This is a genomic window from Priestia sp. YIM B13551, from assembly GCF_042787905.1.
Classification (GTDB): Bacteria; Bacillota; Bacilli; order Bacillales; family Bacillaceae_H; genus Priestia.
This window is the reverse complement of record NZ_JBHZOX010000004.1, coordinates 38,562-62,878: the sequence shown is the minus strand read 5'-3', so window position 1 is coordinate 62,878 and position 24,317 is coordinate 38,562. Positions and strand designations below refer to the sequence as shown.

Sequence of the window (24,317 nt, the reverse complement as noted above, 5' to 3'; positions counted from 1 at the left end):
AAACGCAAAAACGAAAGCACTTTCATAGCGTGAATGTTCGTATTATTCACCTGCTTCGAGTTCCCGGTCAAAATAAATACTCTGGCTGTGTTCGAGCAATACTTGAGCTGCTTTCATCTGCTTAAACTTTAAAGGTGCTTTAGATTTCCTAAGTTCATAAAACCACTCTTCGTACTTTCTAGCATCTACAAATTCAACCTGATAAGGCTCCGCAGCGTAATCAATGTATCCATTTCTGCTCAGCAATATTTTCTTTACGTTATGTTCAATATCGTGAGTACGATAGATGCTTCGGACAATTTGCTCCGTTCGATTTAACCCAATTAAAGGATTTAATATCTTTTTTTGATCTCTTCCTCTTAACTCTGCCCAAAAATTTTCTTTTGAATACTGAAAAACAGCGCTTTTATATGTTTCTATTAAACAAATACAGAGGGTTTCCGTTGGAGTAACAATAATGATATCTCCTTCTACCGGAGCTTTATTAATCATGAAAACAGGCTTGTACATCACGAGACACGTATCAGGAAAGCGCTGAATAAAATAACGGAGAGCTTCATCATGGTAATATTTACGATCTGCTTGTGAGAACTCAAATAAAGTGGATGTAGCCCATTTCATTTGAAGATCAAATACATTTTCTAAAAACAATATTTTCAAGTCTTCCGCTGTTTGTGGAAGAGTTGTAAACCTCAATAGCTCTTGATTTTCCACGCTATCGCTAGAGAACGCTTCTTCCACTTCACACGTTTCTTTTTTTCTTGTAAACCGCTCTTTTGCTTTTTGCAAAAATGAACGCTGAGCTTTTGTTTCTTCTTGTACAGGCGGTTCATGTAATAGCCCTTCTTCAAATAATTGCTTTACTTTCTTCCAATTATGCTTTTTTAAGTGATTAAACTGAGACGTGTAGTGATAAACGTCTTTTTCATAACGGGAAATATAATCTTGCACCTTAAGTAGCTGCGCCACGTTTACATCAATCCCCTAATTAAAATTCCTCTAAAACTTTGTTCGCCGATGATTTCTCTATTATCATCGGCGTTTTCTTTCCTTTGATAAGAGTGATATTTAAATAACCTCTCTCCATGCTTGTATGTTCATATGCTACTGTGACTGCAAGGAAAAAGATAGTATTTTTTTATATTTAGGTTTGCTAGCAGGATGAACTTCAAAAAGGGCAAACGAACTTACTTGAAACTGTTCTTCAATCGGCGTTTGCTTTAACTGTTCTTCCAAAAGTCCGGCTTCCCCTCCCCACTTCTTTGCAATCGTAATATGAGGACGATAAGGACGTTTTTCGTATAAGGCGCTCAGTTCTTCCCATACGGCCTGTATATCCCTTTGCAGATTCATAAGCTTATCATTTGGCCTAAGGCTTACATAAAGTACTCTAGGCTTGTTATACGCACCGAACACATCGTACTGACCTGTCTGCAGCGAAAAACTTGAATGACGGGAGGCTACTTCTTTTAAGCGCGTAATCAGCTTTTCCTTTTTGTCATCTAAAAACCCTAAAAATTGTAGTGTTATATGATAATCGTCAGGGTATGTCCATTGTTTGAAAGGAAAAGGTATTAATTCCTTTGCCCAATTTTCTGCCTGATGTGCAATGGATACAGGCACGTTGATTCCAATAAAATAATGTTTATCGCCTTTCATCAAATCGCTCCTTTTCTTTTTATTATCTTTCCCCAATTGGTTATGTTCAAAAAGAGCTAGATCTATTTTAAAGGCCTTTTCGGATGAAATAGAGAGGTTTTTCTGAAAATTTGTCATGTGCTTAAAAAATAAGAATTTGTGTTATCATAGAAACAATACAGAGAATTTTTATAAGAAAAGGATGAGAAAAATGAAAGTTGTTAACAATATGGCTGATTTGATTGGCGAGACACCCCTTGTTAAGTTGAATCGTCTTCAACCTGCAGATGGAGCATCCGTTTACTTAAAACTAGAGTTTTTTAATCCAAGCCGTAGTGTAAAAGACCGTGCTGCTTTTAATATGATCGTGGAAGCTGAAAAAGCAGGCTTGCTCAATGAAAATTCTACTATTATTGAACCAACGAGCGGAAATACAGGTATTGGCTTAGCTATGAATGCAGCGGCAAGAGGTTATCGTTCTATTTTAGTCATGCCAGATACCATGACTCAAGAACGAATTAACTTGTTAAAAGCATATGGTGCTGAAGTTGTTCTAACACCGGGTGATGAGAAAATGCCTGGAGCAATCCGCAAAGCACAAGAACTTACAAAAGAAATTCCAAATGCATTTATGCCCATGCAGTTTGAAAATAATGCAAACCCTGACGCACATCGAAAAACCACTGCTAAAGAAATTATTGAGGCAATGAACGAGTTAGGCAAAGACCTATCTGCTTTTGTTGCTACTGCTGGAACAGGGGGAACGATTACAGGAACTGGTGAAGTCCTAAGAGAAAACTACCCAAATATGACCGTTCATGTTGTGGAACCAGCTGGGTCTCCTGTATTATCTGGAGGAAGACCTGGGAAGCACAAGCTTGTAGGAACAAGCCCTGGGTTTATTCCTGATACGCTTAATGTAGATGTTTACGATGAAATTTTAAAAATTAAAGATGAACAAGCCTACGATATTACGCGACGCTTGGCTTCTGAAGAAGGAATTTTAGTCGGTCCTTCATCTGGCGCTGCGTGCTATGCTGCTATCGAGGTAGCCAAAAAATTATCTCCTGATCAAGTGGTCGTATGTATTGCTTGCGATACAGGTGAACGTTACTTATCAAGCGACCTGTTCTCATTTGAATAATAAAAAAGCGAACGCAAAGGCGTTCGCTTTTTTTATTTAGCTAATTCGTAAATAGCCTGTGCATAAATAGCTGTTGCACGAAGTAAATCTTCAATTACCATGTACTCGTCTTTTTCGTGCGCTACTTCTTCACGGCCTGGGAAAAGAGGTCCAAATGCCACACCCGCTTCTAATGCTCTGGCATATGTTCCTCCTCCAATTGAAATAAGTGTAGGTTCTTCATTTGTTTGTTCTTGGTAAACCTTTTGAAGCGTTTGAATAAGCTCATGTTTTTGATCGACGTGATGCGGTTTAGAATCTGTAAAATGTTTGATGGTCATTTGATAAGATTCACTTTTTTCTTTAATCGTATCAATAATATCGTCAATATGAGCTGATACAGGATAGCGAATGTTTAAACCAAAGTGCCCCGCTTCTTCTTGATTGTAAGACATGATTCCAACATTTATCGTTAAATCACCCGTGACCTCATCTTTGCGATTTAAGCCCATTTTTTCTCCTAGTGCATCTTGGACTAAATACGCATTTGCATAACCTACAAACTGATTAGCTTGTTCATCAAGTTCTAATGTGTGTAAAAAGCGAAGAAGCGTAAGGCCAGCATTTTTCCCTTTATCAGGCACACTTCCATGTGCTGAAACGCCTTCTAAAGTAAGTGTGTATACACCGCTCTTGTCTGTTATTGAACCTTTTAAAGACTGATCCTTTAAAAATTGATCATATTTATTTTCAATATCCGTTTCACTATGGAATTCAAGAACAGCTGTTGCAAGATCAGGAACCATATTGTAGCGTCGCCCAGAGACAAATGATGTAAGCTGAACGCTTCCCTTTGTTCCTTCAATTGGCTGCTGGCGAATTTCTACGTCTGTAATGCCTTTTTCAGCAAAAATGATAGGAAAATCCGCATCCGGCGCAAATCCCATAGTTGGCATCTCTTCATGGTTGAAGTAGTGGTCCACACATCTCCAGTCACTTTCTTCATCCGTTCCAATAATTATTCGAACCCGTTTAGATAGAGGAAGCCCTAAATCTTTCACAATTTTCATCGCATAATAAGCAGCCATCGTCGGGCCTTTATCATCGATTGCTCCTCTAGCAAAAATTTTCCCGTCTTTTATTTCACCGCCGTATGGATCAACCGACCACCCGTCTCCTTCAGGAACAACGTCTACGTGACAAAGAATGCCAAGAAGGTCTTTCCCTTCTCCTGCCTCAATATGACCAGCATATCCGTCTACGTTCTTGACGGAAAACCCGTCATTTTTTCCTTTATTTAAAAGAAAGTGAAGCGCTTGAGCAATTCCAGGTCCGAATGGCTCTTCTTGTTTTTCTGTGCTTGTCAAAACACTTTTAATTTGTAGAAAACGCTGCGTCTCAGCTAGAATTTCAGCTTCTCTTTTTTGAACTTCCTCTTTCCAATTAATTGCCGTCATCTGTTTGTCTCCTTTTCCTGCTTTTACAGATTGTATCTATCATTACTATTGGTAAATTTAACTTTATCATACCTTTATATAGAAAGAAATAATTGTCTCTTTCCTTTCATATCAAAGGTTTACAGAGTCAAAATTCCGGGAAATAATTTGTAGGCACAATCGATAAAAACGGATTCTATTTGTTTATTGTTTACATATACTATAAAAAATGTGCAAATAGAGGAAGGAGATGTTACGAAAGGATTACATATTTATATCATTTTTTGTAAATATTGTGTTAATTTGCGTTTTCTCTTTTATTTTTCTGTCGATTTTGTGTACAATAAGGATAAGGACTGAAATAGTGCTTGACATCTCAGAGTTATAAAGAAGTTGTGCCTTACGAAAAACGAATAAGGAAGTGGTTTTTTGAAACCTTCAACTAATCGAATGCTAACTCGTATCAAATCGGTCTATATGTTCATTTGTAAAAATGGAACAGTTACAACGCAAGAGCTCGTAGACGAATTTGGTATTACACCAAGAACCATTCAGCGTGACTTGAATGTGTTAGCATATAATGATTTAGTTCGCAGCCCAAGTCGCGGTACATGGACGACTACGCAAAAGAAGGTCAAGATGTCATCCTAGTAAGTTTATTTCAAGGGTAGTAAGTGATTTATATATAGAGATAAAATTCTACGCAGTAGAAAGTCCAGACTTGGACGAGTGCATAGTCCCCCGCTCCATTTGCACGTCAAGCAGAGTTGGTACTCGTTTAAGTACTTTAACGTGAAATGTTTCACTTGTCTAACAAAGTGGACAAAAAAAGGAACCATTTTAGACTTAGGTTCCTTTTTCTTTCGCCTCTTCTTAGGCATTTGATTGTTGTAATAAAGCTAGTTCCTCTTCCGTTAACTCCCTATACTCTCCTAAATCTAACGACTCGTCTAATAGCAAAGCTCCCATAGATAAACGTTTTAAATACGTTACTTTTTTTCCTCTTGCTTCAAACATACGCTTCACTTGATGAAATTTCCCTTCAACGATCGTTAATTCAATTTCTGATTCCACACCGCTTGTTAGTATCTTTAACTCTGCTGATTTTGTTACATATCCATCATCAAGAGTGACACCTTGTCTAAATGCTTCAGCATCTTCTTCAGTCACCGGTGCATTAATTTTTGCAAAATATGTTTTAGGAACGTGTTTTTTAGGAGATAGCAGCTGATGTGCAAGCTGACCGTCATTCGTCAGCAGCAAGAGCCCTTCTGTATCTTTATCTAAACGCCCTACCGGAAATGGGTCATACACAGCATCGTCAAGTTCAAGTAAGTCCAAAACTGTTTCATGAAGAGAATCTTCTGTTGCTGATATGACGCCTTGCGGCTTATGAAGCATAAAGTAAACAAATTCTCGGTAAGAAACGGCTTCGCCATGCACAGTTATTTCTTGTTCATCTGGATTAACGTGGACCTTAGCATCTTTAACTGCTGTACCGTCTACCTTAACAGCTCCAGTCTTTAAAAGACCTTTAACTTCTTTTCGGCTTCCGTACCCAATGGTAGAAAGCAATTTATCCAAACGCATGTAATATCCTCCTCTTTTTTGAAAAGAAGATGACTCTAACGAGTCATCTTCTTAGGCACTGCGCTGTTTATTTCGGCGCAGTATCTTTCGTTCAATTGCACCTGTTACCCTCGCTCCCATTACTTTTTCAAGCAGGCTTGAACGATAGGTAATAATAAAGTAAATAATGCCGCCTACTGCTGCTCCTATAATCGTAATAACAGTGGCAGAGAATCGTCCTGGCGTTGTAAACAGACCAATCACTGCTGCGACAATTTTTACGCTGATTCCCATAATCGCAACAAAAATGAGAATAAGCACAGAGCGTTTTATAAACTCACTGTAGTTATATTTTGCGTGTTTTTGAATAAGCGCAAACATATAAACAAGAGATACGATATAGCCTAGTGCTGTCGCTAAAACTGAACCAATCTCGTGGAACATAAGAATAAATGGAACGTTCACGACAATTTTCACAATCAATCCAAATAATAGACTTAAAACAGCATATTTTTGTTTGTTGATTCCTTGTAAAATAGCTCCATTAACCGTAAAAAATGAGAACAATAAAGCTACCGGTGCATAGTAAAGCAAGACATTTCCACCCGCATCCGATGCATCTGTTCCAAAGAAAAACGTATAGGCTGGGCCAGCTAAAGCCATTAATCCTACAGATGCTGGCAGCACAAGAAACATAATCGTTTGATATGTTTGATCAATTTGCTTTTGCAGTACGTTATAATCTTTATTCACAAAGGAACGTGTAATCGTTGGTACAAGAGTCAAACCGAACGCAGTAGCTAATGAAACGGGAATCATCACAAGCTTTGGAACATAAGACTGAACAATTCCGTTCATTGACTCTGCTATTTCTTTTTGTCCAGCCGCTACCATCGCACGGTTAAATGTGAATTGGTCCACATACTGATAAAGCGGAATAGCCAAGCTGACAAAGACATATGGCAATGAATACGTAAGCAGCTCTTTAAAAATGGATACGGTAGAAATACGCGTAGGCGTTACCGTCTGCTCGTTCACCATTTTATCAAGATAAGGCTTTCGTTTTTTCCAATACCAAATTAATACAGCCAGTCCAGCAAGAGCTCCTACAAAAGCCCCCATCGTAGCAAATCCAACGGCTAATGCAAGACTTCCATGGACAACTTTGATGACGATATAGGTAGATGCCAATAAAAAGACAACCCGCACAAGCTGTTCAACTACTTGTGAAACAGCTGTTGGTCCCATAGACTGGTGACCTTGGAAAAATCCTCGCATTAAACTCATCATCGGTACTACAATTAACGCAACACTAACCATTCGCATAACCATTACTACATCTTCTAAGGAGTTATTTAAATCAGAACCTCCCAGTGTAATTCTAGACATAACAGGAGCTAACGAATATAAAAGTAAAAATGCAAGTATTCCTGTGACAAGCATTAATTTCATGCCGGCCCGGTACATTCTTCTACTCGTATAGTAATCACCGAGTGCATTATATTTTGATACAAATTTCGATACGGCCATTGGCATACCGGCTGTAGCAATACTTAAATAAATAGCATATTGGTTATATCCGTAACCAAACAGTGCTCCCCCTACGGTTCCAACAAGGATCGCAAATGGAAATAAATAAATCATTCCCAAGATTCGGGATACATAGGTGCCAAGCGTTAGCACAAAGGTCCCTCTTAACAATTTTGAATCAGACATACGTTTGCCTCCGATACTTAATGTTACATAATGATAATAATGATAGAATTGAAAAGAAGCAAGTGACAGTATACACTAAGAAAGGTCTTATACTCACTCGCACTCGTCAACAAACTAAAAAACAAAGACTATAGCCCATTTTATCCAATGTTGAGAGATTTGTCAGTGAACAAACTAAAATTTTTTAAGAATAGACAGGTTGGTGAAAGTATGATATATGATGTAGTCGTAATCGGAGGAGGACCTTCTGGTTTGATGGCATCGATTGCAGCTGGTGAGTCAGGTGCAAACGTATTATTAATTGATAAAGGCAATAAACTTGGACGAAAGCTTGCCATTTCTGGAGGCGGACGCTGTAATGTGACAAACCGTCTTCCCATTGATGAACTTATTAAACACATTCCAGGAAACGGACGCTTTTTATACAGTGCGTTTTCTGTTTTTAATAACGAAGATATCATCTCTTATTTTGAAGGCCTTGGAATTAAATTAAAAGAAGAAGATCACGGTCGTATGTTTCCGGTCAGCAATAAAGCGCAATCTGTTGTTGACGCATTAATTAGCGAACTTCACCGTCTTCGTGTGACGATTCGCACAAACACAGCCGTTAAACGCGTAAACTATGAGAATAACACGGTAAAAGAAGTTGTGCTTCAAAACGGGGAAGCAATCCAAACGAAAAGCGTTGTGATTGCAGTAGGTGGAAAATCAGTACCTCATACAGGTTCGACAGGAGACGGTTATCAATGGGCAAAAGATGCGGGGCATAAAATTACTGAACTTTACCCAACAGAAGTTCCTATTACATCTAGCGAACACTTTATTAAAACCAAAACGCTTCAAGGTCTATCGCTTCGCAATGTAGGACTAAGCGTGCTTAATAAAAAAGGCAAACCTGTCATTACTCATCAAATGGATATGATTTTCACTCACTTTGGCATCTCTGGCCCTGCCGCTCTTCGCTGCAGCCAATATGTTGTTAAAGAGTTAAAGAAACAAAAAAGCAACACTGTTCAAATGTCTCTTGATTTATTTCCTAGCCAAAACGAAGAAGATATTTTCCAACAATTAGTCAAAACAACAAAAGAAGAGCCGAAAAAAGCAATTAAAAATGTCTTAAAAGGTTTTGTATCTGAACGCTATCTATTGTTTTTACTCGAGCAAGCAGGCATTGATAGCCAAGCGCTAGCAGGACAGCTTCAGCATGAGAAACTGAGAGAATTTACAAGACTGTGCAAACGATTTGAATTTGCTGTAAACGGCACGCTTTCTTTAGAAAAAGCATTCGTAACAGGAGGCGGCGTATCCGTTAAAGAAATTCACCCAAAAGAAATGTCTTCGAAATTTATGCAAGGCCTTTACTTCTGCGGGGAAATTCTTGATATCCACGGATATACTGGAGGATACAATATCACTTCTGCTCTTGTAACAGGCCGTTTGGCTGGCAGTAATGCAGGAGAATTTGCAACAAGCCTAGCATAATATGCTAGGCTTTATACATAACCATGGCTGAAAAACAGTACACCTGCTCATCACGATCAACATCCACTGTCACTTGGTATTTAATATCAACGACGTCTTCATCCTCTAATTTCCGTAAAAATCGATTCACCGCAAATTCTAAATCTTTTTCATGCTCTTTATCAAACATTTTCACTTGTATCACAGCTTCTACCACCTTGTCCTATCAAATTTGTTTCAATCAGAATGGACTGTTTCTCTTGATGATGGTTTTTGTACGGATTTTCAATCTCTTACTACCTCTATTTTTATGAGGGCTTTTATAGATTTAGTCATCATTTGTTTTCCTGCTATCATTTTAGTCGGATGGAAGAAGTTTCATTCAAAAAAGAGGTTGAGACATAACTAAATTAATTCAATCTAAAGACGAACAAATGGGATACATGAGCTGAACCGCTTGTAACACGGCAGTCGATTTCCTTGCAAGACTTCGCTTTCCGTGGGCGGCCGGTGAGCCTCCTCCTCGCTTGCGCTCCTGGGGGGTCTCACCTGTTCCGCTTTTCTCGCAGGAGTCTTCGCCTTGCCTTCCAATCAACTGCTAGAAGAAACGAAACAAATAAAACCTATGTTCACCATAACAAAAAAAATGAACCACTAATCAAACATGTTGATCAATGGTTCATTTTTCACTTCAGCTAAGATACTTTTGTCTCAGCCTCTTTTTTATTTATTAACCGTTTTTCCTTCCCACTCTAACATACCGCCAGCCATATTTGTTACTTTATATCCTTGTTCTTGAAGGTAGTAACATACGTTTTCACTGCGGCGGCCCGAACGGCAAATGAAAATATATTCTTTGTCTTTATCGAAATAATCCACATTAGCTGGAATATCATTCATACGAATGTGTTTAGCAGTTGGAATCATTCCTTCTGCTACTTCTTCGTCTTCGCGCACATCAACTAAATGAAGTTCTTCTCCATTTTCAACACGTTTTTGAAGTTCTTCAGGCGTAATTACTTTTACTTCTTCCATCTTCGTCATTCCTCTCTATTCTTTCATTCAGCTTGCTATCGCTATTGTAGCAAATTCAAATACCTTTATGCCACTAAATAAGAAAAGCTTAAGCAGCAAGCCTGCCTAAGCTTTTCCAATCGTAGTTAAAGATTTAACTAAGCGCCTGATGTTAACCCGAAAGGCGGACATCAGGCGCTTAGGTCTAGAACAGAACCCCTGACAGCTCTTTAGTCAGGGGTTCTGTTCTACATCAATACTTAATTAGCTACGATGTTTACTAATTTACCAGGCACAGCAATCACTTTGCGCACTGTCTTACCTTCAATGAACTCTTTAACATCTTCATTAGCCATTGCAATATCTTGAAGCTCTTCACGAGATGCCTCAGCAGGTACGTTTACTTTCGCACGTACTTTACCGTTAATTTGAACGACAATTTCCACTTCATCATCTACAAGTTTCGCTTCGTCAAACGCAGGCCAAGCCTCATACGAAATTGTATCTTCGTGACCTAGTTTGCTCCATAATTCCTCAGTCGTATGAGGACAAATTGGTGCTAATAGCTTCACAAATCCTTCTACGTATTGCTTTGGCAGCACGTCAACTTTGTATGCATCATTGATGAATACCATAAGCTGAGAGATACCTGTATTAAAACGGAGGCCTTCGTAATCTTCCGTTACTTTTTTCACCGTTTGGTGATACACGCGTTCAAGCGTAGTGTCATTGCTTTCTTGAACCTTGCTGCTTAATTCACCGTTATCGTCAACAAGTAAGCGCCATACACGATCTAAGAAACGGCGTGCACCATCAAGCCCTTTTGTTGACCAAGCGATTGATGCATCTAAAGGCCCCATGAACATTTCATAAAGGCGAAGCGTATCGGCTCCGTGGCTTTCTACGATCTCGTCTGGGTTTACAACGTTACCTTTTGACTTACTCATTTTTTCGTTGTTTTCTCCAAGAATCATACCTTGGTTAAACAGTTTTTGGAACGGCTCTTTTGTTGGAACTACGCCGATATCATATAAAAACTTATGCCAGAAACGAGCATATAATAAGTGAAGAACAGCGTGTTCAGCTCCACCGATATAAATATCAACCGGCAACCATTCTTTTAATTTATCTGCATCTGCTAACGCTTCACTGTTTGTCGGATCAATGTAGCGTAAGTAATACCAGCAGCTGCCTGCCCATTGAGGCATTGTATTTGTTTCGCGGCGCCCTTTTTTGCCTGTTTCCGGATCTACAACATTCACCCAGTCATCAATGTTTGCTAACGGAGATTCACCTGTGCCTGACGGTTTGATTTCAGTCGTTTTTGGTAACACAAGCGGAAGCTGATCTTCAGGAACTGCAGTCGTTGTGCCATCTTCCCAGTGGATAACAGGAATTGGTTCACCCCAGTAGCGCTGACGACTGAATAACCAGTCACGCAGACGGTATGTTACTTGTTTTTCACCTTTTTCATTTGCTTGAAGCCACTGAATCATATTTGAAATTGCTTCTTCTTTATCTAAACCATTTAAGAAGTCTGAATTAACGTGCTCGCCGTCGCCTGTATAAGCTTCTTTTGAAACGTCTCCGCCCGCTACTACTTCTTTAATAGGCAGTTCAAATTTAACAGCAAATTCATAATCACGCTCATCATGAGCCGGAACAGCCATAATTGCACCGGTGCCATAGCTCATTAGAACATAGTCAGCAATCCAAATTGGCATTCTCTCGCCGTTTACAGGGTTAATTGCATAAGCACCGGTAAATACGCCAGTTTTGTCTTTGGCTAAGTCTGTACGTTCTAAATCGCTTTTGCTTTTAATTTGATCTAAATACGCTTCTACTGCTTCTTTTTGTTCGGCTGTTGTAATTTTTTCCACAAACGGATGTTCAGGTGCTAAAACGGCATACGTTGCCCCAAATAGCGTGTCAGGACGCGTTGTGAACACAGTAAACGTGTCGTCGTATCCATCGATTGTGAAGTGTACGTGAGCTCCTTCAGAGCGGCCAATCCAGTTGCGCTGCATTTCTTTAATACTTTCTGGCCAATCAAGCTCATCTAAATCTTCTAGTAAACGATCTGCATAAGCTGTGATTTTAAGCATCCACTGCTTCATTGGACGACGCTCAACCGGATGTCCCCCACGCTCACTTTTGCCGTCAATCACTTCTTCGTTCGCAAGTACTGTTCCTAGAGCAGGACACCAGTTAACAGCTACTTCATCCACATAAGCTAAGCCCTTTTTATATAGCTGTAAGAAAATCCACTGCGTCCATTTGTAGTAGTTTGGATCAGTTGTATTAATTTCTCGCTCCCAATCGTAAGAGAAACCTAACGATTTGATTTGACGACGGAAATTATTAATGTTAAGTTCAGTGAATTCAGCCGGGTCGTTTCCTGTATCTAATGCATACTGTTCAGCAGGTAGTCCGAATGCATCCCATCCCATCGGATGAAGTACATTGTATCCTTGCATACGCTTCATACGAGATAAAATATCCGTTGCTGTATAACCTTCTGGATGCCCAACGTGTAAACCAGCGCCAGATGGATAAGGGAACATATCTAATGCGTAAAATTTACGCTTTCCTTCATCTTCTGTTGTTCTAAATGTTTTATTTTCTTCCCAAACTTTTTGCCATTTTTGTTCGATCTTTTCATGATTAAAAGCCATACATAATCCTCCTTGTACGCTCCAGCTGTATTTAATTAAACTAAAAAACCCCTCATCCCTCAAACAAAGGGACGAGAGGTTGAATAAACTTCCCGCGGTACCACCCAAATTAGCACAATTATGTACTCACTCATTTTCCTTAACGCGGATAGACGGCAAATGTTACTTTACTTCACATTTACAACTCCAAGGTGAGTTCATGAACGCTCGTTTGCTGACTCGCACCAACCGTCAACTCTCTTAGCTCGCTTCGTTCACTACTATTCCTTATCATAGTTTTTACATCATACTACCTTGTATTGTAAATAATATGTTCGTAAACTGCAAGTTGTTCAACGGATTTTGTAAAAGTTTCTGCACTGCAGCACTGCTTTGTTGCTAAATCCTCTCTTTCATTCTTATATATGAACAACTTCTCCCAAAAACATACATCCACGGCCAAACAAAAAAGGGATTGAGACATAATTAAATCAATCCAATTTAAAGACGAACAAATGGGATAAATGCGCTAGTATGAATCTCTTGGTTACACCACTGTTGATTTCCGTGCAAGACTTCTCTTTCCGCGGGCAGCCGATGAGCCTCCTCGTTGCTTACACTCATGCGGGGTCTCACCTATTTCAGGAGTCTTTGTATTTCCCTCCACTCCACAGCTAGAAGCACCTAAACAAATGAAACCTACGTGCACCATAAACATGAAAAAATCCGAACGATTCATCGTTCGGATCTTCCTTCAACTAAAATACTTTTATTCCTGTCCCTGCTTCCTTTAGCTGCTATTATTAAATGCCCAATCCAAAAGAAAACAGGATAATCGCAAGTACAAGACCAACAAGCGGCACAATCACCGTCATTGCTGCAACTGATCCATACGCATCTTTATGAGTTTCTCCGCAAATAGAATTAATTGTTGTTACGACATAACCATTATGAGGCAAGGAATCTAATACTCCAGAGGAAATAGCTACTACGCGATGGAGAGCTTCTGGATTTACACCAGCATCTAGATAGTGAGGCGCTAAAATTGGCAAAGCAATCGCCTGACCTCCTGAAGCCGAACCTGTCATCCCCGCGATAACACTCACGGCAATAGCTCCCCCAATCAACGGACTTCCTGGAATATGCGTCATGGCATCTACAGCCACTCCAAACGCGGGAACAGCCTTAGCAACTCCTCCAAAACCTACGACAGCGGCTGTATTCCCAATAGCAATTAACGCACCCAGCGTTCCTTCTGAAGCTGCATTCCAAAATCCTTTAAAATGCTTTCGGTTCACAATATAAGTGACAATGATCCCGCTTAAAAGTGCGACAATCAACGCAGATTGCTGAAGTGGCTTATGAAGTGCAAAAGAAATAATGAGCACGACCACAAGCGGAAGCAAACTTAATAAAGGATTAGGAAGAGACTGATTTTCCGTTACTACTGGATCTTTCTCGCGTGATATAAAACGCTCTCCATTTTTAACTGCTTTTGAAATCAAGCGCTTTAACCACCAGTAGCCGAATACAGCCATCACTACTGCTACAACTAAACTAACTTCCCATCCTGCATACGGACTAGTCTTCAAATATTCAATTGGAATCCAGTTTTGGATTTCAGGCGACCCAGCTGAGGTCATCGTAAACGTAACTGAACCGAATGCTAAAGCAGCAGGGATAAACCGCCTCGGCAAATCGGCTTGTTTGAATAAGCTTAAAGCCATTGGATAGACAGAGAATGCTACTACAAACAGACTGACTCCTCCGTATGTTAAGACCGCACAGGCAAGGACAATCGCCAACACTGCTCTTTTCATTCCTAGTTTACTAACAATCCAGCGAGAAACACTATCAGCAGCCCCGCTGTCTTCCATCACTTTTCCAAAGACGGCGCCCAATAGAAACATTAAATACCAAGAAGCAATAAATCCTGTGAAACCAGACATGTAATTTCCAACAAAATTTGCTTCTCCTTCTTTCACCAGCTGCGGAAATAAAGGCATTCCGCTTGTTAACGCAACAACTAAAGCACTGAGCGGACCTGCTATAAATAAATTCATGCCTCTCATCGTTAATACAATGAGCAGCAATAATCCTCCAATTAATCCAATCATACTAAGCATGTTTAGCCCCCCATGAAGTCATATAATTAGAAAACGCTTACATATTTACAGGTATATACTCCTTTCTTTGCTTGTCACAATCCTTACTATATTATTAAAGGAATACTGAAGACATTCCTACGTTTATTAAGCAGTCAAAAATAAAACCATCTCTATTTATTTAGAGATGGTTAATGAACGCTGACGTTTTTCTTTTAATTTATAATCGTATATCCATGTTGTACACATGCTGAATAACAATAGCGCAATTAATAAATAGCACAGCGTAGACATATTAAACGCATCGAAAATAACGCCTCCAAAAAGAGGACCAATCATTTTACCTGCGGTAGCCATGCTGTTAACTACACCTTGATAAAATCCTTCTTTTCCAGATGGAGCCAACTGACTTGCAACAGCTGGAATGGCTGGCCAAACGAACATTTCTCCAATTGTTAACACAACCATTGCTGTTAAGAACTGCGGAAATTTTGTAGCATTCACCACGATAATAAAAGAAGCCACAAAAATAACCGTTCCAATTAGGACCTGTACTTTTAATGTTTTTGCTACTTTTTGAATGATGGGCACAACCAAAGGCTGACCGACTACAATTAAAACCCCGTTAATCGTCCAAAGCAAACTGTAGCTAGAAAGAGGTATATTCAGCTCACGCGTATGCGTAGCAATCGTTGTTTGCCACTGAACATATGCCACCCAGCATAATACATACCCCGTACATAAAATAAGAAGAGCAGTCAGCTTCGTTTTATGCCCAATGCTCCCTGCTTCATTAAGGACATTCGTTTGTCCAACGGTAACCGAAATATGACGATATGAAAAAATAGCAATAAGCAGAAAAATAACGTATAAAATTGTATTAGCTAAGAAAATATACGTAAATGAATAAGACGCTACAATGCCCCCTACCGCGGCGCCAATAGCTACTCCTGCATTTTGAGCAACGTACATCGCATTAAATGCTTTTCTTCCGCCTTGTGGCCAAACGGACCCTGCCATTGCATACATAGATGGAAACACAATACCAGATCCAAACCCTACAACAACCAAGAGAACAACGTATGTAGGCCAACCATGGAAAAACACGAGTCCCACTAATGCAATAAGAGTAATAATAATTCCTGATAAAATGGATTTATATCCTCCGATTTTGTCAAAAAGAGTTCCTCCAAGCAAATTTCCTACTACGCTTGCAGCAGAATTCAGCATAAGAACAACTCCTGCGACGGATAACGACTTTCCTAAATGTTCATTTATATAAATGGTATTGAGAGGCCATAAAAATGAAGCTCCCGTTACGTTTACAAGCATACCAATAATCAAAAACCAAAGTGATTTGGGCATTGATCTCCCCCCTATCTATTCGAATGCCAACGTACATTCTAGTCTTTTCTTAAAGGGTTCGCAATGCTTTTACATATAGACAATTTATTTGAAATTCGCTGACTATTTAAAAAGGTGATTTCACATGACAATATCATGCAAAATCACCTTTTTACCGCTTACTTTTGCTTCGAACGAACCGGCTGTGCACGCTTGCTGTTTCGTGCTTTTAATTCTTTTACTGGATCAAAATCTTTTCCTAGCTCAATGTCATTGCTGTTGATCCCGTTTTTTGTTTTTTGTTCCGGATTATTTTGATTTGAACGCGTTGCCATAAAATCCTCTCCTTAATGCTGAGTTGTGATCAATTTATTTTGCAGCTGCTGAACTTGCAGGCGCATGCGATATAGCTGCTCTCTTTGCTGTGCATTTGCACTGTGAGAAAACTCTTCAATTTCTTTATAAGCATTTTCTAATTTTTCCTGTGCTTTTGTATATTCAGTGTCGTTATAATGTTCTTGCTTCATGCCTTCCTGCAACTGGCCTTGTCCAAAGCGAATAGCATCTTCACACTGTTGCATAAGTTGATCCACTGCTTGACGAGTTGTCATTCTCTATTCCTCCTATTCGTTCATTTCTGTCTTATTTTGCGCAACTTTACTTCCCTTTACGACAAGAAGAACCTGTTAAATATAAGCATCCTTAAATTTGTTTGGCACTTTTTCACGTTTTTGATACAATTTGTTGATGTATATTGCATGTAAAAAGGAGGTTGCTGATTTGAATCAGACAAACCCGTTTCCGTATAAATCTGAAAACAAACGTTATCATACCTGGAATTACCACTTACGTAACCACTTTGGCCATAAGGTATTTAAAGTAGCCTTAGATGGAGGATTTGATTGTCCAAACAGAGACGGCACAGTAGCTCACGGCGGCTGTACGTTTTGCAGTGCTGCCGGTTCGGGGGATTTTGCCGGAAACAGAGCGGATGACCTTGTGACACAATTTAATGAAATCCGTGAAAAAATGCATCATAAATGGAAAGACGGAAAATACGTTGCTTACTTTCAAGCATTTACTAATACTCATGCTCCTGTCGCGGAGCTTCGTGAAAAATATGAAGCCGTCTTAAAGCTTCCCGGAGTTGTTGGGCTTTCTATCGCCACGCGCCCTGACTGTCTCCCCGACGATGTGGTGGAATACTTGGCTGAATTAAATGAACGAACTTATCTATGGGTAGAACTTGGACTGCAAACTGTTCATGAACGAACTTCACTGCTTATCAACCGGGCACACGATCATCAATGCTATGTAGATGGCGTAGCAAAGCTCAGAAAACACGGTATTCGCGTTTGTTCTCACATCATTAATGGTTTGCCTTTAGAAACACCTGATATGATGATGGAAACGGTACGTGAAGTAGCAAAATTAGACGTTCAAGGAATTAAGATTCATCTGCTTCATTTACTAAAAGGAACTCCTATGGTCAAACAGTATGAAAAGGGCCTTGTTGAATTTCTTTCATTTGAAGAATATGTAAAGCTTGTATGCGATCAGCTCGAAGTAATCCCTCCTGAGATGATTGTTCATCGTATTACAGGCGATGGACCGATAGACCTCATGGTTGGACCGATGTGGAGCGTAAATAAGTGGAGCGTATTAAATGCCATTGATCAAGAGCTCGAACGTCGTCAAAGCTATCAAGGAAAATATTATGAAAAAGAGGTGATGGAAAGATGAAAATAGAACGTATCCTGCCTTTTGCCCGCACATTGCTCACTAATGCTGTGGCTCAAGGAGATGTCGCGATTGATGCCACAGCAGGAAATGGACATGATACATTGTTCTTAGCTAACTTAGTCGGAGATACAGGTCATGTATATGGATTTGATATTCAACCTCAAGCCATTCAAGCAACTCAGCAGCGATTGACAGAACACCATGTAGAAAACAGAGTAACACTTATCCAAGAAAGCCACAGCAATATAAACATGCTTCCTCGTTCTATTAAAGGACGAGTCACGGGCGCTGTCTTTAATTTAGGTTATTTACCAGGTGGAGATAAAGACATTGTCACCACTTCTGAGACAACAATCTCTGCAATTGAGCAGTTACTTGATTTGTTAGCACCTGAAGGAGTGATTGTGCTCGTTATTTATCATGGACACGAACAAGGGAAACAAGAAAGAGACGATTTACTAACGTATGTCCAAAATCTTGATCAAAAAGACGTTCACGTTTTACAATATCGTTTCATGAATCAGCAAAACAACCCTCCCTTCATCATTGCTATTGAAAAAAGATAAGCCGCATATGGCTTATCTTTTTAACATTCGGTACAAGCGTCCGTTGATATAGAAAAAGTAGCTGAGGGCTCCCCCCGCTTTTATTAACCTACGTGCATTCACATGAACATGTTTTTGTGCCCGCACTTTTTGATCCGACAAGTAAACGCCCAAGAGTCCTTTATAGATAAAGCAGTGAAAGTGATAATCCGGCAGTTTTTTAGCATATTCGTCCGCTTTTACGACAAAATGCAAAAAGCGATCCATCATTTGCTGATAATGAGGATAATAAAAACAAAAGTTCAAATCTCCTCCTGCTTTATCTTCTTCTTGGTCAATTAAATAATCGAGTAAAATATGTAAGCCTTGAATATAAGGAAAATATCCTGCTTTTATTTTCTGCGTCATTTCTTCGGTCATCTCTTCTTGAAAGCTATAAGCAACTAAACAAAAAATTCCTAACGTTGAACCAGAGCACGCTGAAAATTCATACCACTCCATTTCAGGAACACTGTGCCGGTGAGCATCGAACCAATTCTCTAATCGTGGAACTCTTTCCTTGATTTCAACATGCTTATGTATTTGCAAATCACAATAATAATTAGCTAGTTCTAATAAATGTGAAGAGACTATATGGTAATTACAAGCTTTTCGCAAGGACTGCTGACAAGTCTGGACAAGTCCGGCTAAGTATCCTCCGTCGTCTTTATCCGCTCGAAAACGATAGTAATCCCCAAGAGGTGCATGAGGAGTCAACGCATCTGGCATCGATTCATGTAAGGCGGCAAAATCTTTAGGGTCTAGCGAATTGCTGCGGTCACATAAGTTATCTAAGTAATCGCTGATTGTTTGGTAGGCAACAATAAATTTCACGCATTCAATCATGTTTTCTTTCGCTAAAATCGATAGGATACCGCCTCCTTCACAATGAAAAGTTTTTGTATCGATACTTGCCAATGCTTGAGTACGCAATTCTTTATTAGGAATCTCTTTTGCTCGTTCGCGCCAATGATTAAGCTCATGATGAACGACAGGAAACACTTCTCGATAAATTTTTCTCATTAATGAAATAGGATGAGACGGAATCTTCATTTATTTTCACCTCAATTTCTTACCGCACTTATTAAATGTGAAGATCGACAAAACTTTTCGCATATGTAAAAACGTATTCTCTTTCAGGCTCATTAAAGATTTCGTGATACAGCTGAGACCATTCTTTGTAGATTTTTTCACTTAGCTCTATTTCATCAAACCACTGTCTAACAATCAGCTTTTCAATAATTTTATCTTCTCCTGCCTGCATCACAAGAAGCGGGACATCAGGCAAACGATCGATATCTTTAAAAGCTAAGTTGACAGCTTGGATCAATTCCCGGTACCATCTTACAGAAACTTTTGTAACATACAGTGAGTCATTTTCATCTTCATCTCGAACTTCTTGGTTTCTTGTTGCTTTTTCAACAGTGAGACCTAAATCGAAAAGTTTGTTCGGCATCACTTTATTTAACCCTTTAGATAGCATATCTAAATAAGCCGGTACTTGCTCTTTTAATCCTAGACAAGGAGAGGAAAGAATCGCACCCCATATAGGGAGGTTTTTTGTCTGGAGCGTACGAATAACCGCCAGTCCTCCCATACTGTGACCTAACAGGAAAATAGGCAAATCATATTTTTGCGCTTCACGTACCCATTCTTCCACTTCATACACATATTCATCAAAGGATAGGATATGTCCTCTTCTTCTTGTTGTTAAGCCTTGGCCAGGAAGGTCTCCCATAATTACGTGCATTCCAACCGAACGCCACATCTCAATCAGCCAGCGATAGCGTCCGTGATGCTCCGCTGCTCCATGGACCATGACAATAACGCCTTTTGGATTTACTGCTTCCCATTTATGCATTTGAGTTACTCCTTCTTCCTTTTTTTGTTTACCTGCTTAAAAAACCTTTGTACACTTACATTAGAAGATTTACTACTTTTTTTCAACTAATAAAGGGAGATGATTTGATGATTTATCCGTATAAAGAAAAAATGCCTACCATTGCACCCAGCTGCTTCATCGCAGACTATGTCACGATTACTGGGGATGTCACCATTGGTGAAGAAAGCAGCATTTGGTTTAACACTGTTATTAGAGGAGATGTTTCACCTACGATTATTGGTAAACGAGTAAATATACAAGATCAATCAACACTCCATCAAAGCCCAAATGCTCCATTGCTTATTGAGGATGATGTGACAGTAGGACATCAAGTTATTTTACATAGCTCCATCATCCGCAAACGCGCGCTCATTGGCATGGGTTCTATTATTTTAGACGGTGCGGAAATTGGTGAAGGTGCTTTTGTCGGTGCTGGAAGCTTAGTGCCTCCCGGTAAAAAAATACCACCTAATACTCTCGCACTCGGCCGACCTGCTAAAGTGATCCGCACTCTGACAGAAGAGGATTTAAAAGATATGCAGCGCATTCGTACAGAATATGTAGAAAAAGGGCAGTATTATAAGTCTATTAAGAAATCTGATTCTTCATTATAAAGGAAACGTTCCCTCAGAAAGTCACACTGAGGGAATTTTTTTAGTATCTCCACAAACTCTCCAATCATGTTCTATTCTCTCCACAATTGTAAAGAAATTTCCATATTAATTTACATCGTTTTAGTACTGCCTCCACAATTAAAGATTAAACTGAATAATAAAGACGCATTTATTGAAAAGGGAGCGACTCTATGAAAGCCAAGTTAATTCAGTATGTATACGATGCCGAATGCCGATTATTCAAAAGCGTAAACCAACATTTTGATCGAAAGCACTTAAATAGATTTTTACGTTTACTAACTCACGCCGGAGGAGCCACTTTTACCATTGTGATAGCGTGCTTGCTGCTATTTCTGCATCCTTCATCCGTCGCTTACGCTTGTGCGTTTTCTCTAGCCGTTAGTCATATTCCAGTCGCCATTGCTAAAAAACTATATCCGAGAAAACGACCTTATATTCAATTAAAACATACAAAAGTGTTAGAAAATCCATTAAAAGATCATTCATTTCCATCTGGGCATACAACAGCTATTTTTTCGTTGGTTACCCCTCTTATGATTGTTTATCCAGCCTTCGCTGCTGTTCTTTTGCCTCTTGCAGTAATGGTAGGAATTTCAAGAATTTATCTTGGCCTGCACTATCCGACGGATGTCATGGTAGGTCTGATACTGGGCATCTTTTCGGGTGCTGTTTCACTAAACATATTTTTAACTTAATTGATAGGAGGAGTACTAATGAGAATTGCTTTATTTACGGATACATTTGCTCCAGAAGTTAACGGAGCTGCTAAAACACTTTATCAATTTACTCAGTACGTCAAATCAAAGCAAATTCCCATCCAGGTATTTGCTCCTGAATTTGCTCATGATCAGTCATTTTCAACGTATGTTCACCGTTCGCCCAGCATGCCGTTTTTCCTTTATCCAAACAGCCGCTTTTCATTGCCAAACGTTCTAAAAATTAAAAAGCAGCTGCAGGCATTCAATCCTTCTATTATTCATTTGGCCACTCCTTTTACAATGGGGCTTTGCGGCTCCTACTACGGGAAAAGATTAGGTGTTCCTCTTGTCGGCTCTTATCATACCAATTTTGATGATTATTTATCTCACTATGAACTTGAAAAAATGCGTGTACCACTGCAAAAATATATGAAATGGTTTTATAAACCTGTACAAAAAATATTCGCTCCCTCTGAAGTGACCAAACAGCAGCTAGAAGAACAAGGGTTTCACAACGTAGATATTTGGTCGCGAGGAGTAAATCATAAATTATTTCATCCCCACTATGACCGCTTTGATATTCGTATTAAATATAATATAAAAAAACCCTACATCTTAACGTATGTAGGAAGATTAGCTAAAGAAAAGAACGCTGATTTTTTAATAAAAATCGCACGATCTCTACCTGATCATATCCGCCATCAAATTCACTGGGTTATTGTGGGCGACGGCCCTTTAAAAGAACAAATGCAGCAGCAAGCATCTGAGCATATGACATTTACAGGCTTCCTTGAAGGTAAGCAACTTGCTCATATCTATTCATCATCTGATTTGTTTGTTTTTCCTTCAGAAACAGAAACCTTCGGAAATGTTGTACTGGAATCTCTTGCTTCTGGAACTCCTGTAGTGGCAGCAAATGCAGGAGGAGTTAAACAGATGGTTCAGCACGGGCGAAACGGCTACCTTTGCAAACCTCACTCCTTAGAAGAATTCAGTTCGGCTATTACAGATTTACTCGATGATTTGCATCAGCGTCTTCACTTTGGCCATGCAGCGAGACAATACGCTCTTACTCAATCATGGGACGCCATTTTTCAGCATTTGCTTTCAGAATATGAAAGTGTCGTAGAAAAATCTGCTGCAGGTATTCAATGGGCATAAAAAAATCTCCGTTTTCACGGAGATTTTTTTATTATTTAGCTAAAGCTTGAGTTTTTAATGCTTCCGCTTTGTCTGTGAACTCCCAAGGAAGCTCCACATCCGTACGACCAAAGTGGCCGTAAGCTGCTGTTTGCTTATAAATTGGGCGACGTAAATCAAGCATTTTAATGATGCCTGCTGGACGTAGGTCAAAGTTTTTGCGTACTACGTCTACTAGTACTTCTTCAGAAACTTTTCCTGTACCGAATGTATCAATTGAAATAGATACTGGTTGTGCAACACCAATTGCATATGCTAGTTGTACTTCACATTTATCAGCAAGATCAGCTGCTACAATGTTTTTCGCAACATAACGAGCTGCATAAGCTGCTGAACGGTCTACTTTTGTTGCGTCCTTACCAGAGAATGCACCGCCGCCGTGACGAGCATATCCGCCGTAAGTATCAACGATAATTTTACGACCAGTTAAACCAGCATCTCCTTGAGGACCGCCGATTACGAAACGTCCTGTTGGGTTAATGAAATACTTTGTATTTTCATCAATTAACTCGTTTGGAACAACTGGATTAATAACATATTCTTTTAAGTTACGTTGAATTTGCTCTAACGTTACTTCTGGGTGATGCTGGGTTGAAATAACAATTGTATCGATGCGAACAGGTTTGTTGTTTTCATCATATTCAACTGTTACTTGTGTTTTACCATCCGGGCGAAGGTAAGGAAGAATTTCTTCTTTACGTACTTCTGTTAGACGGCGAGCAAGTTTATGAGCTAATGAAATTGGAAGAGGCATTAATTCTTTTGTTTCGTTACATGCATAACCAAACATTAACCCTTGGTCTCCAGCTCCGATTGCTTCGATTTCTTCATCTGACATTTGACCTTCACGTGCTTCTAACGCTTGGTCTACACCAGCAGCGATATCAGCTGACTGCTCGTCGATAGATGTTAATACTGCACAAGTTTCAGCATCAAATCCGTATTTTGCACGAGTATAGCCAATTCCTTTAATTGTTTCACGAACTGTTTTAGGAATATCCACGTAAGTAGAAGTTGTAATTTCACCACTTACTAAAACTAAACCAGTTGTTACGCTTGTTTCACAAGCAACACGAGCATTTGGATCCTTTGCTAGGATAGCATCAAGAATTGAGTCAGAAATTTGGTCACAAATTTTATCGGGATGTCCCTCTGTAACAGATTCTGACGTGAACAGACGACGTTGTGTTGACATCAGTTTTCCTCCTTATAAATACGATACATTGTGATACGGTACTCATTCCCTTATTTTCACTACACGTTAAAAAATATAAAAAAACCTTTCCTTGTATCGAGGAAAGGTATCAAATTCTACATAAGCCTTTCACTCTTATCGATCAAGGTTGTGCCCTTGCATCAGGTTAGCACCTTATCGTCTACACAAAAAAATGACGATGGTTGCTGGGTTTCATAGGGCCTGTCCCTCCACCAGCTCGGGATAAGAGAGTATCCGTTCAAGGACATATAATACATGAAAAAGCGCTTCACTGTCAACAACATTCAAATGGAAATCAT

At 39.4% G+C, this 24,317-nt stretch carries 24 protein-coding genes, 1 riboswitch and 1 other annotated feature; of the genes, 8 read left to right on the top strand and 16 right to left on the bottom strand.

Annotated features, from left to right (window positions below):
- Positions 1–42: 42 nt before the first annotated feature.
- Both ACFX4N_RS20035 and thpR read right to left on the bottom strand, forming a co-directional pair.
- The gene (locus ACFX4N_RS20035; protein ID WP_055992431.1) at positions 43–969 is read right to left on the bottom strand and encodes a hypothetical protein; all 927 of its coding nucleotides are present in this window, start codon (positions 967–969) and stop codon (positions 43–45) included.
- Positions 970–1,104: 135 nt separating this feature from the next.
- Positions 1,105–1,659, bottom strand: a complete 555-nt coding sequence (gene thpR / locus ACFX4N_RS20030) for an RNA 2',3'-cyclic phosphodiesterase (protein ID WP_107918129.1) — start codon at positions 1,657–1,659, stop codon at positions 1,105–1,107.
- Between the two features lie 190 nt (positions 1,660–1,849).
- On the opposite strand from thpR, the gene cysK reads away from it, so the two are divergent.
- Positions 1,850–2,782 (top strand): cysteine synthase A, encoded by a 933-nt coding sequence (cysK, locus tag ACFX4N_RS20025; protein ID WP_013059515.1) that lies wholly within the window; start codon positions 1,850–1,852, stop codon positions 2,780–2,782.
- 32 nt (positions 2,783–2,814) lie between these two features.
- Here the strand turns inward: cysK and pepV are convergent, their stop codons facing one another.
- A complete protein-coding gene (pepV, locus tag ACFX4N_RS20020) occupies positions 2,815–4,218 on the bottom strand; it encodes a dipeptidase PepV (RefSeq protein ID WP_057274085.1) in 1,404 nt (467 codons plus the stop codon).
- A gap of 408 nt (positions 4,219–4,626) precedes the next feature.
- On the opposite strand from pepV, the gene ACFX4N_RS20015 reads away from it, so the two are divergent.
- Positions 4,627–4,848: a DeoR family transcriptional regulator gene (locus ACFX4N_RS20015; protein ID WP_013059517.1), complete on the top strand. Its 222-nt coding sequence runs from the start codon at positions 4,627–4,629 to the stop codon at positions 4,846–4,848.
- A 222-nt stretch (positions 4,849–5,070) separates the two neighbouring features.
- Here ACFX4N_RS20015 and ACFX4N_RS20010 read toward each other — a convergent pair whose 3' ends face one another.
- Together ACFX4N_RS20010 and ACFX4N_RS20005 are read right to left on the bottom strand one after the other, a co-directional pair.
- Positions 5,071–5,787 carry a pseudouridine synthase gene (locus tag ACFX4N_RS20010; protein ID WP_013059518.1) on the bottom strand — a complete coding sequence of 239 codons (717 nt, stop codon included), beginning with the start codon at positions 5,785–5,787 and terminating at the stop codon, positions 5,071–5,073.
- A gap of 51 nt (positions 5,788–5,838) precedes the next feature.
- Positions 5,839–7,482 carry a putative polysaccharide biosynthesis protein gene (locus ACFX4N_RS20005; RefSeq protein WP_029319951.1) on the bottom strand — a complete coding sequence of 548 codons (1,644 nt, stop codon included), beginning with the start codon at positions 7,480–7,482 and terminating at the stop codon, positions 5,839–5,841.
- 210 nt (positions 7,483–7,692) lie between these two features.
- On the opposite strand from ACFX4N_RS20005, the gene ACFX4N_RS20000 reads away from it, so the two are divergent.
- Positions 7,693–8,964, top strand: a complete 1,272-nt coding sequence (locus ACFX4N_RS20000; protein ID WP_029319950.1) for a BaiN/RdsA family NAD(P)/FAD-dependent oxidoreductase — start codon at positions 7,693–7,695, stop codon at positions 8,962–8,964.
- 4 nt (positions 8,965–8,968) lie between these two features.
- Here ACFX4N_RS20000 and ACFX4N_RS19995 read toward each other — a convergent pair whose 3' ends face one another.
- The 8 genes from ACFX4N_RS19995 to ACFX4N_RS19960 all read right to left on the bottom strand — a co-directional run bounded on the left by ACFX4N_RS19995 (position 8,969) and on the right by ACFX4N_RS19960 (position 16,671).
- Positions 8,969–9,148 (bottom strand): sporulation protein Cse60, encoded by a 180-nt coding sequence (locus ACFX4N_RS19995; RefSeq protein WP_013059521.1) that lies wholly within the window; start codon positions 9,146–9,148, stop codon positions 8,969–8,971.
- Between the two features lie 210 nt (positions 9,149–9,358).
- The gene (locus ACFX4N_RS19990; RefSeq protein WP_274589246.1) at positions 9,359–9,538 is read right to left on the bottom strand and encodes a hypothetical protein; all 180 of its coding nucleotides are present in this window, start codon (positions 9,536–9,538) and stop codon (positions 9,359–9,361) included.
- A 128-nt stretch (positions 9,539–9,666) separates the two neighbouring features.
- Positions 9,667–9,978, bottom strand: a complete 312-nt coding sequence (locus ACFX4N_RS19985; RefSeq protein ID WP_013059522.1) for a rhodanese-like domain-containing protein — start codon at positions 9,976–9,978, stop codon at positions 9,667–9,669.
- A gap of 239 nt (positions 9,979–10,217) precedes the next feature.
- Positions 10,218–12,632 carry a leucine--tRNA ligase gene (gene leuS / locus ACFX4N_RS19980; RefSeq protein WP_013059523.1) on the bottom strand — a complete coding sequence of 805 codons (2,415 nt, stop codon included), beginning with the start codon at positions 12,630–12,632 and terminating at the stop codon, positions 10,218–10,220.
- A 64-nt stretch (positions 12,633–12,696) separates the two neighbouring features.
- Positions 12,697–12,915: a binding site (T-box leader), on the bottom strand.
- A 499-nt stretch (positions 12,916–13,414) separates the two neighbouring features.
- Positions 13,415–14,737 (bottom strand): GntP family permease, encoded by a 1,323-nt coding sequence (locus ACFX4N_RS19975; protein ID WP_029319940.1) that lies wholly within the window; start codon positions 14,735–14,737, stop codon positions 13,415–13,417.
- Between the two features lie 156 nt (positions 14,738–14,893).
- On the bottom strand, positions 14,894–16,081 hold the full coding sequence (locus ACFX4N_RS19970; RefSeq protein ID WP_057274087.1) for an MDR family MFS transporter: 1,188 nt from the start codon (positions 16,079–16,081) through the stop codon (positions 14,894–14,896).
- Between the two features lie 158 nt (positions 16,082–16,239).
- Positions 16,240–16,395: a hypothetical protein gene (locus tag ACFX4N_RS19965; RefSeq protein WP_013059527.1), complete on the bottom strand. Its 156-nt coding sequence runs from the start codon at positions 16,393–16,395 to the stop codon at positions 16,240–16,242.
- Positions 16,396–16,407: 12 nt separating this feature from the next.
- Positions 16,408–16,671: a YtzC family protein gene (locus ACFX4N_RS19960; protein WP_013059528.1), complete on the bottom strand. Its 264-nt coding sequence runs from the start codon at positions 16,669–16,671 to the stop codon at positions 16,408–16,410.
- Positions 16,672–16,840: 169 nt separating this feature from the next.
- On the opposite strand from ACFX4N_RS19960, the gene mnmL reads away from it, so the two are divergent.
- Both mnmL and mnmM read left to right on the top strand, forming a co-directional pair.
- Positions 16,841–17,803 carry a tRNA modification radical SAM protein MnmL/YtqA gene (gene mnmL, locus ACFX4N_RS19955; RefSeq protein ID WP_057274088.1) on the top strand — a complete coding sequence of 321 codons (963 nt, stop codon included), beginning with the start codon at positions 16,841–16,843 and terminating at the stop codon, positions 17,801–17,803.
- On the top strand, positions 17,800–18,369 hold the full coding sequence (mnmM, locus tag ACFX4N_RS19950) for a tRNA 5-(aminomethyl)-2-thiouridylate-methyltransferase MnmM (protein ID WP_013059530.1): 570 nt from the start codon (positions 17,800–17,802) through the stop codon (positions 18,367–18,369). The genes mnmL and mnmM overlap by 4 nt, the downstream gene beginning before the upstream one ends.
- 12 nt (positions 18,370–18,381) lie before the next feature.
- Here mnmM and ACFX4N_RS19945 read toward each other — a convergent pair whose 3' ends face one another.
- Entirely contained in the window at positions 18,382–19,440 is a 1,059-nt protein-coding gene (locus ACFX4N_RS19945; protein WP_013059531.1) for a tetraprenyl-beta-curcumene synthase family protein, read from the bottom strand.
- Between the two features lie 31 nt (positions 19,441–19,471).
- On the bottom strand, positions 19,472–20,248 hold the full coding sequence (locus ACFX4N_RS19940; protein WP_013059532.1) for an alpha/beta fold hydrolase: 777 nt from the start codon (positions 20,246–20,248) through the stop codon (positions 19,472–19,474).
- A 107-nt stretch (positions 20,249–20,355) separates the two neighbouring features.
- On the opposite strand from ACFX4N_RS19940, the gene ACFX4N_RS19935 reads away from it, so the two are divergent.
- The 3 genes from ACFX4N_RS19935 to ACFX4N_RS19925 all read left to right on the top strand — a co-directional run bounded on the left by ACFX4N_RS19935 (position 20,356) and on the right by ACFX4N_RS19925 (position 22,763).
- Complete coding sequence (locus ACFX4N_RS19935; RefSeq protein WP_013059533.1) at positions 20,356–20,883, top strand: gamma carbonic anhydrase; 528 nt, start codon at positions 20,356–20,358, stop codon at positions 20,881–20,883.
- A gap of 191 nt (positions 20,884–21,074) precedes the next feature.
- Complete coding sequence (locus ACFX4N_RS19930) at positions 21,075–21,599, top strand: phosphatase PAP2 family protein (RefSeq protein ID WP_057274089.1); 525 nt, start codon at positions 21,075–21,077, stop codon at positions 21,597–21,599.
- Positions 21,600–21,617: 18 nt separating this feature from the next.
- Positions 21,618–22,763 carry a glycosyltransferase family 4 protein gene (locus ACFX4N_RS19925; RefSeq protein ID WP_013059535.1) on the top strand — a complete coding sequence of 382 codons (1,146 nt, stop codon included), beginning with the start codon at positions 21,618–21,620 and terminating at the stop codon, positions 22,761–22,763.
- A gap of 31 nt (positions 22,764–22,794) precedes the next feature.
- Here the strand turns inward: ACFX4N_RS19925 and metK are convergent, their stop codons facing one another.
- Positions 22,795–23,997 carry a methionine adenosyltransferase gene (gene metK, locus ACFX4N_RS19920; RefSeq protein WP_013059536.1) on the bottom strand — a complete coding sequence of 401 codons (1,203 nt, stop codon included), beginning with the start codon at positions 23,995–23,997 and terminating at the stop codon, positions 22,795–22,797.
- A 132-nt stretch (positions 23,998–24,129) separates the two neighbouring features.
- Positions 24,130–24,247: riboswitch (SAM riboswitch) on the bottom strand.
- Between the last annotated feature and the right edge of the window lie 70 nt (positions 24,248–24,317).

Bases quoted from the DNA above. Each gene is read 5' to 3' on its own strand.
- thpR (WP_107918129.1), bottom strand. From the start codon at position 1,659: ATGAAAGGCGATAAACATTATTTTATTGGAATCAACGTGCCTGTATCC.
- cysK (WP_013059515.1), top strand. From the start codon at position 1,850: ATGAAAGTTGTTAACAATATGGCTGATTTGATTGGCGAGACACCCCTT.
- pepV (WP_057274085.1), bottom strand. From the start codon at position 4,218: ATGACGGCAATTAATTGGAAAGAGGAAGTTCAAAAAAGAGAAGCTGAA.
- ACFX4N_RS20010 (WP_013059518.1), bottom strand. From the start codon at position 5,787: ATGCGTTTGGATAAATTGCTTTCTACCATTGGGTACGGAAGCCGAAAA.
- ACFX4N_RS20005 (WP_029319951.1), bottom strand. From the start codon at position 7,482: ATGTCTGATTCAAAATTGTTAAGAGGGACCTTTGTGCTAACGCTTGGC.
- ACFX4N_RS20000 (WP_029319950.1), top strand. From the start codon at position 7,693: ATGATATATGATGTAGTCGTAATCGGAGGAGGACCTTCTGGTTTGATG.
- ACFX4N_RS19985 (WP_013059522.1), bottom strand. From the start codon at position 9,978: ATGGAAGAAGTAAAAGTAATTACGCCTGAAGAACTTCAAAAACGTGTT.
- leuS (WP_013059523.1), bottom strand. From the start codon at position 12,632: ATGGCTTTTAATCATGAAAAGATCGAACAAAAATGGCAAAAAGTTTGG.
- ACFX4N_RS19975 (WP_029319940.1), bottom strand. From the start codon at position 14,737: ATGCTTAGTATGATTGGATTAATTGGAGGATTATTGCTGCTCATTGTA.
- ACFX4N_RS19970 (WP_057274087.1), bottom strand. From the start codon at position 16,081: ATGCCCAAATCACTTTGGTTTTTGATTATTGGTATGCTTGTAAACGTA.
- ACFX4N_RS19965 (WP_013059527.1), bottom strand. From the start codon at position 16,395: ATGGCAACGCGTTCAAATCAAAATAATCCGGAACAAAAAACAAAAAAC.
- ACFX4N_RS19960 (WP_013059528.1), bottom strand. From the start codon at position 16,671: ATGACAACTCGTCAAGCAGTGGATCAACTTATGCAACAGTGTGAAGAT.
- mnmM (WP_013059530.1), top strand. From the start codon at position 17,800: ATGAAAATAGAACGTATCCTGCCTTTTGCCCGCACATTGCTCACTAAT.
- ACFX4N_RS19945 (WP_013059531.1), bottom strand. From the start codon at position 19,440: ATGAAGATTCCGTCTCATCCTATTTCATTAATGAGAAAAATTTATCGA.
- ACFX4N_RS19940 (WP_013059532.1), bottom strand. From the start codon at position 20,248: ATGCATAAATGGGAAGCAGTAAATCCAAAAGGCGTTATTGTCATGGTC.
- ACFX4N_RS19935 (WP_013059533.1), top strand. From the start codon at position 20,356: ATGATTTATCCGTATAAAGAAAAAATGCCTACCATTGCACCCAGCTGC.
- ACFX4N_RS19930 (WP_057274089.1), top strand. From the start codon at position 21,075: ATGAAAGCCAAGTTAATTCAGTATGTATACGATGCCGAATGCCGATTA.
- ACFX4N_RS19925 (WP_013059535.1), top strand. From the start codon at position 21,618: ATGAGAATTGCTTTATTTACGGATACATTTGCTCCAGAAGTTAACGGA.
- metK (WP_013059536.1), bottom strand. From the start codon at position 23,997: ATGTCAACACAACGTCGTCTGTTCACGTCAGAATCTGTTACAGAGGGA.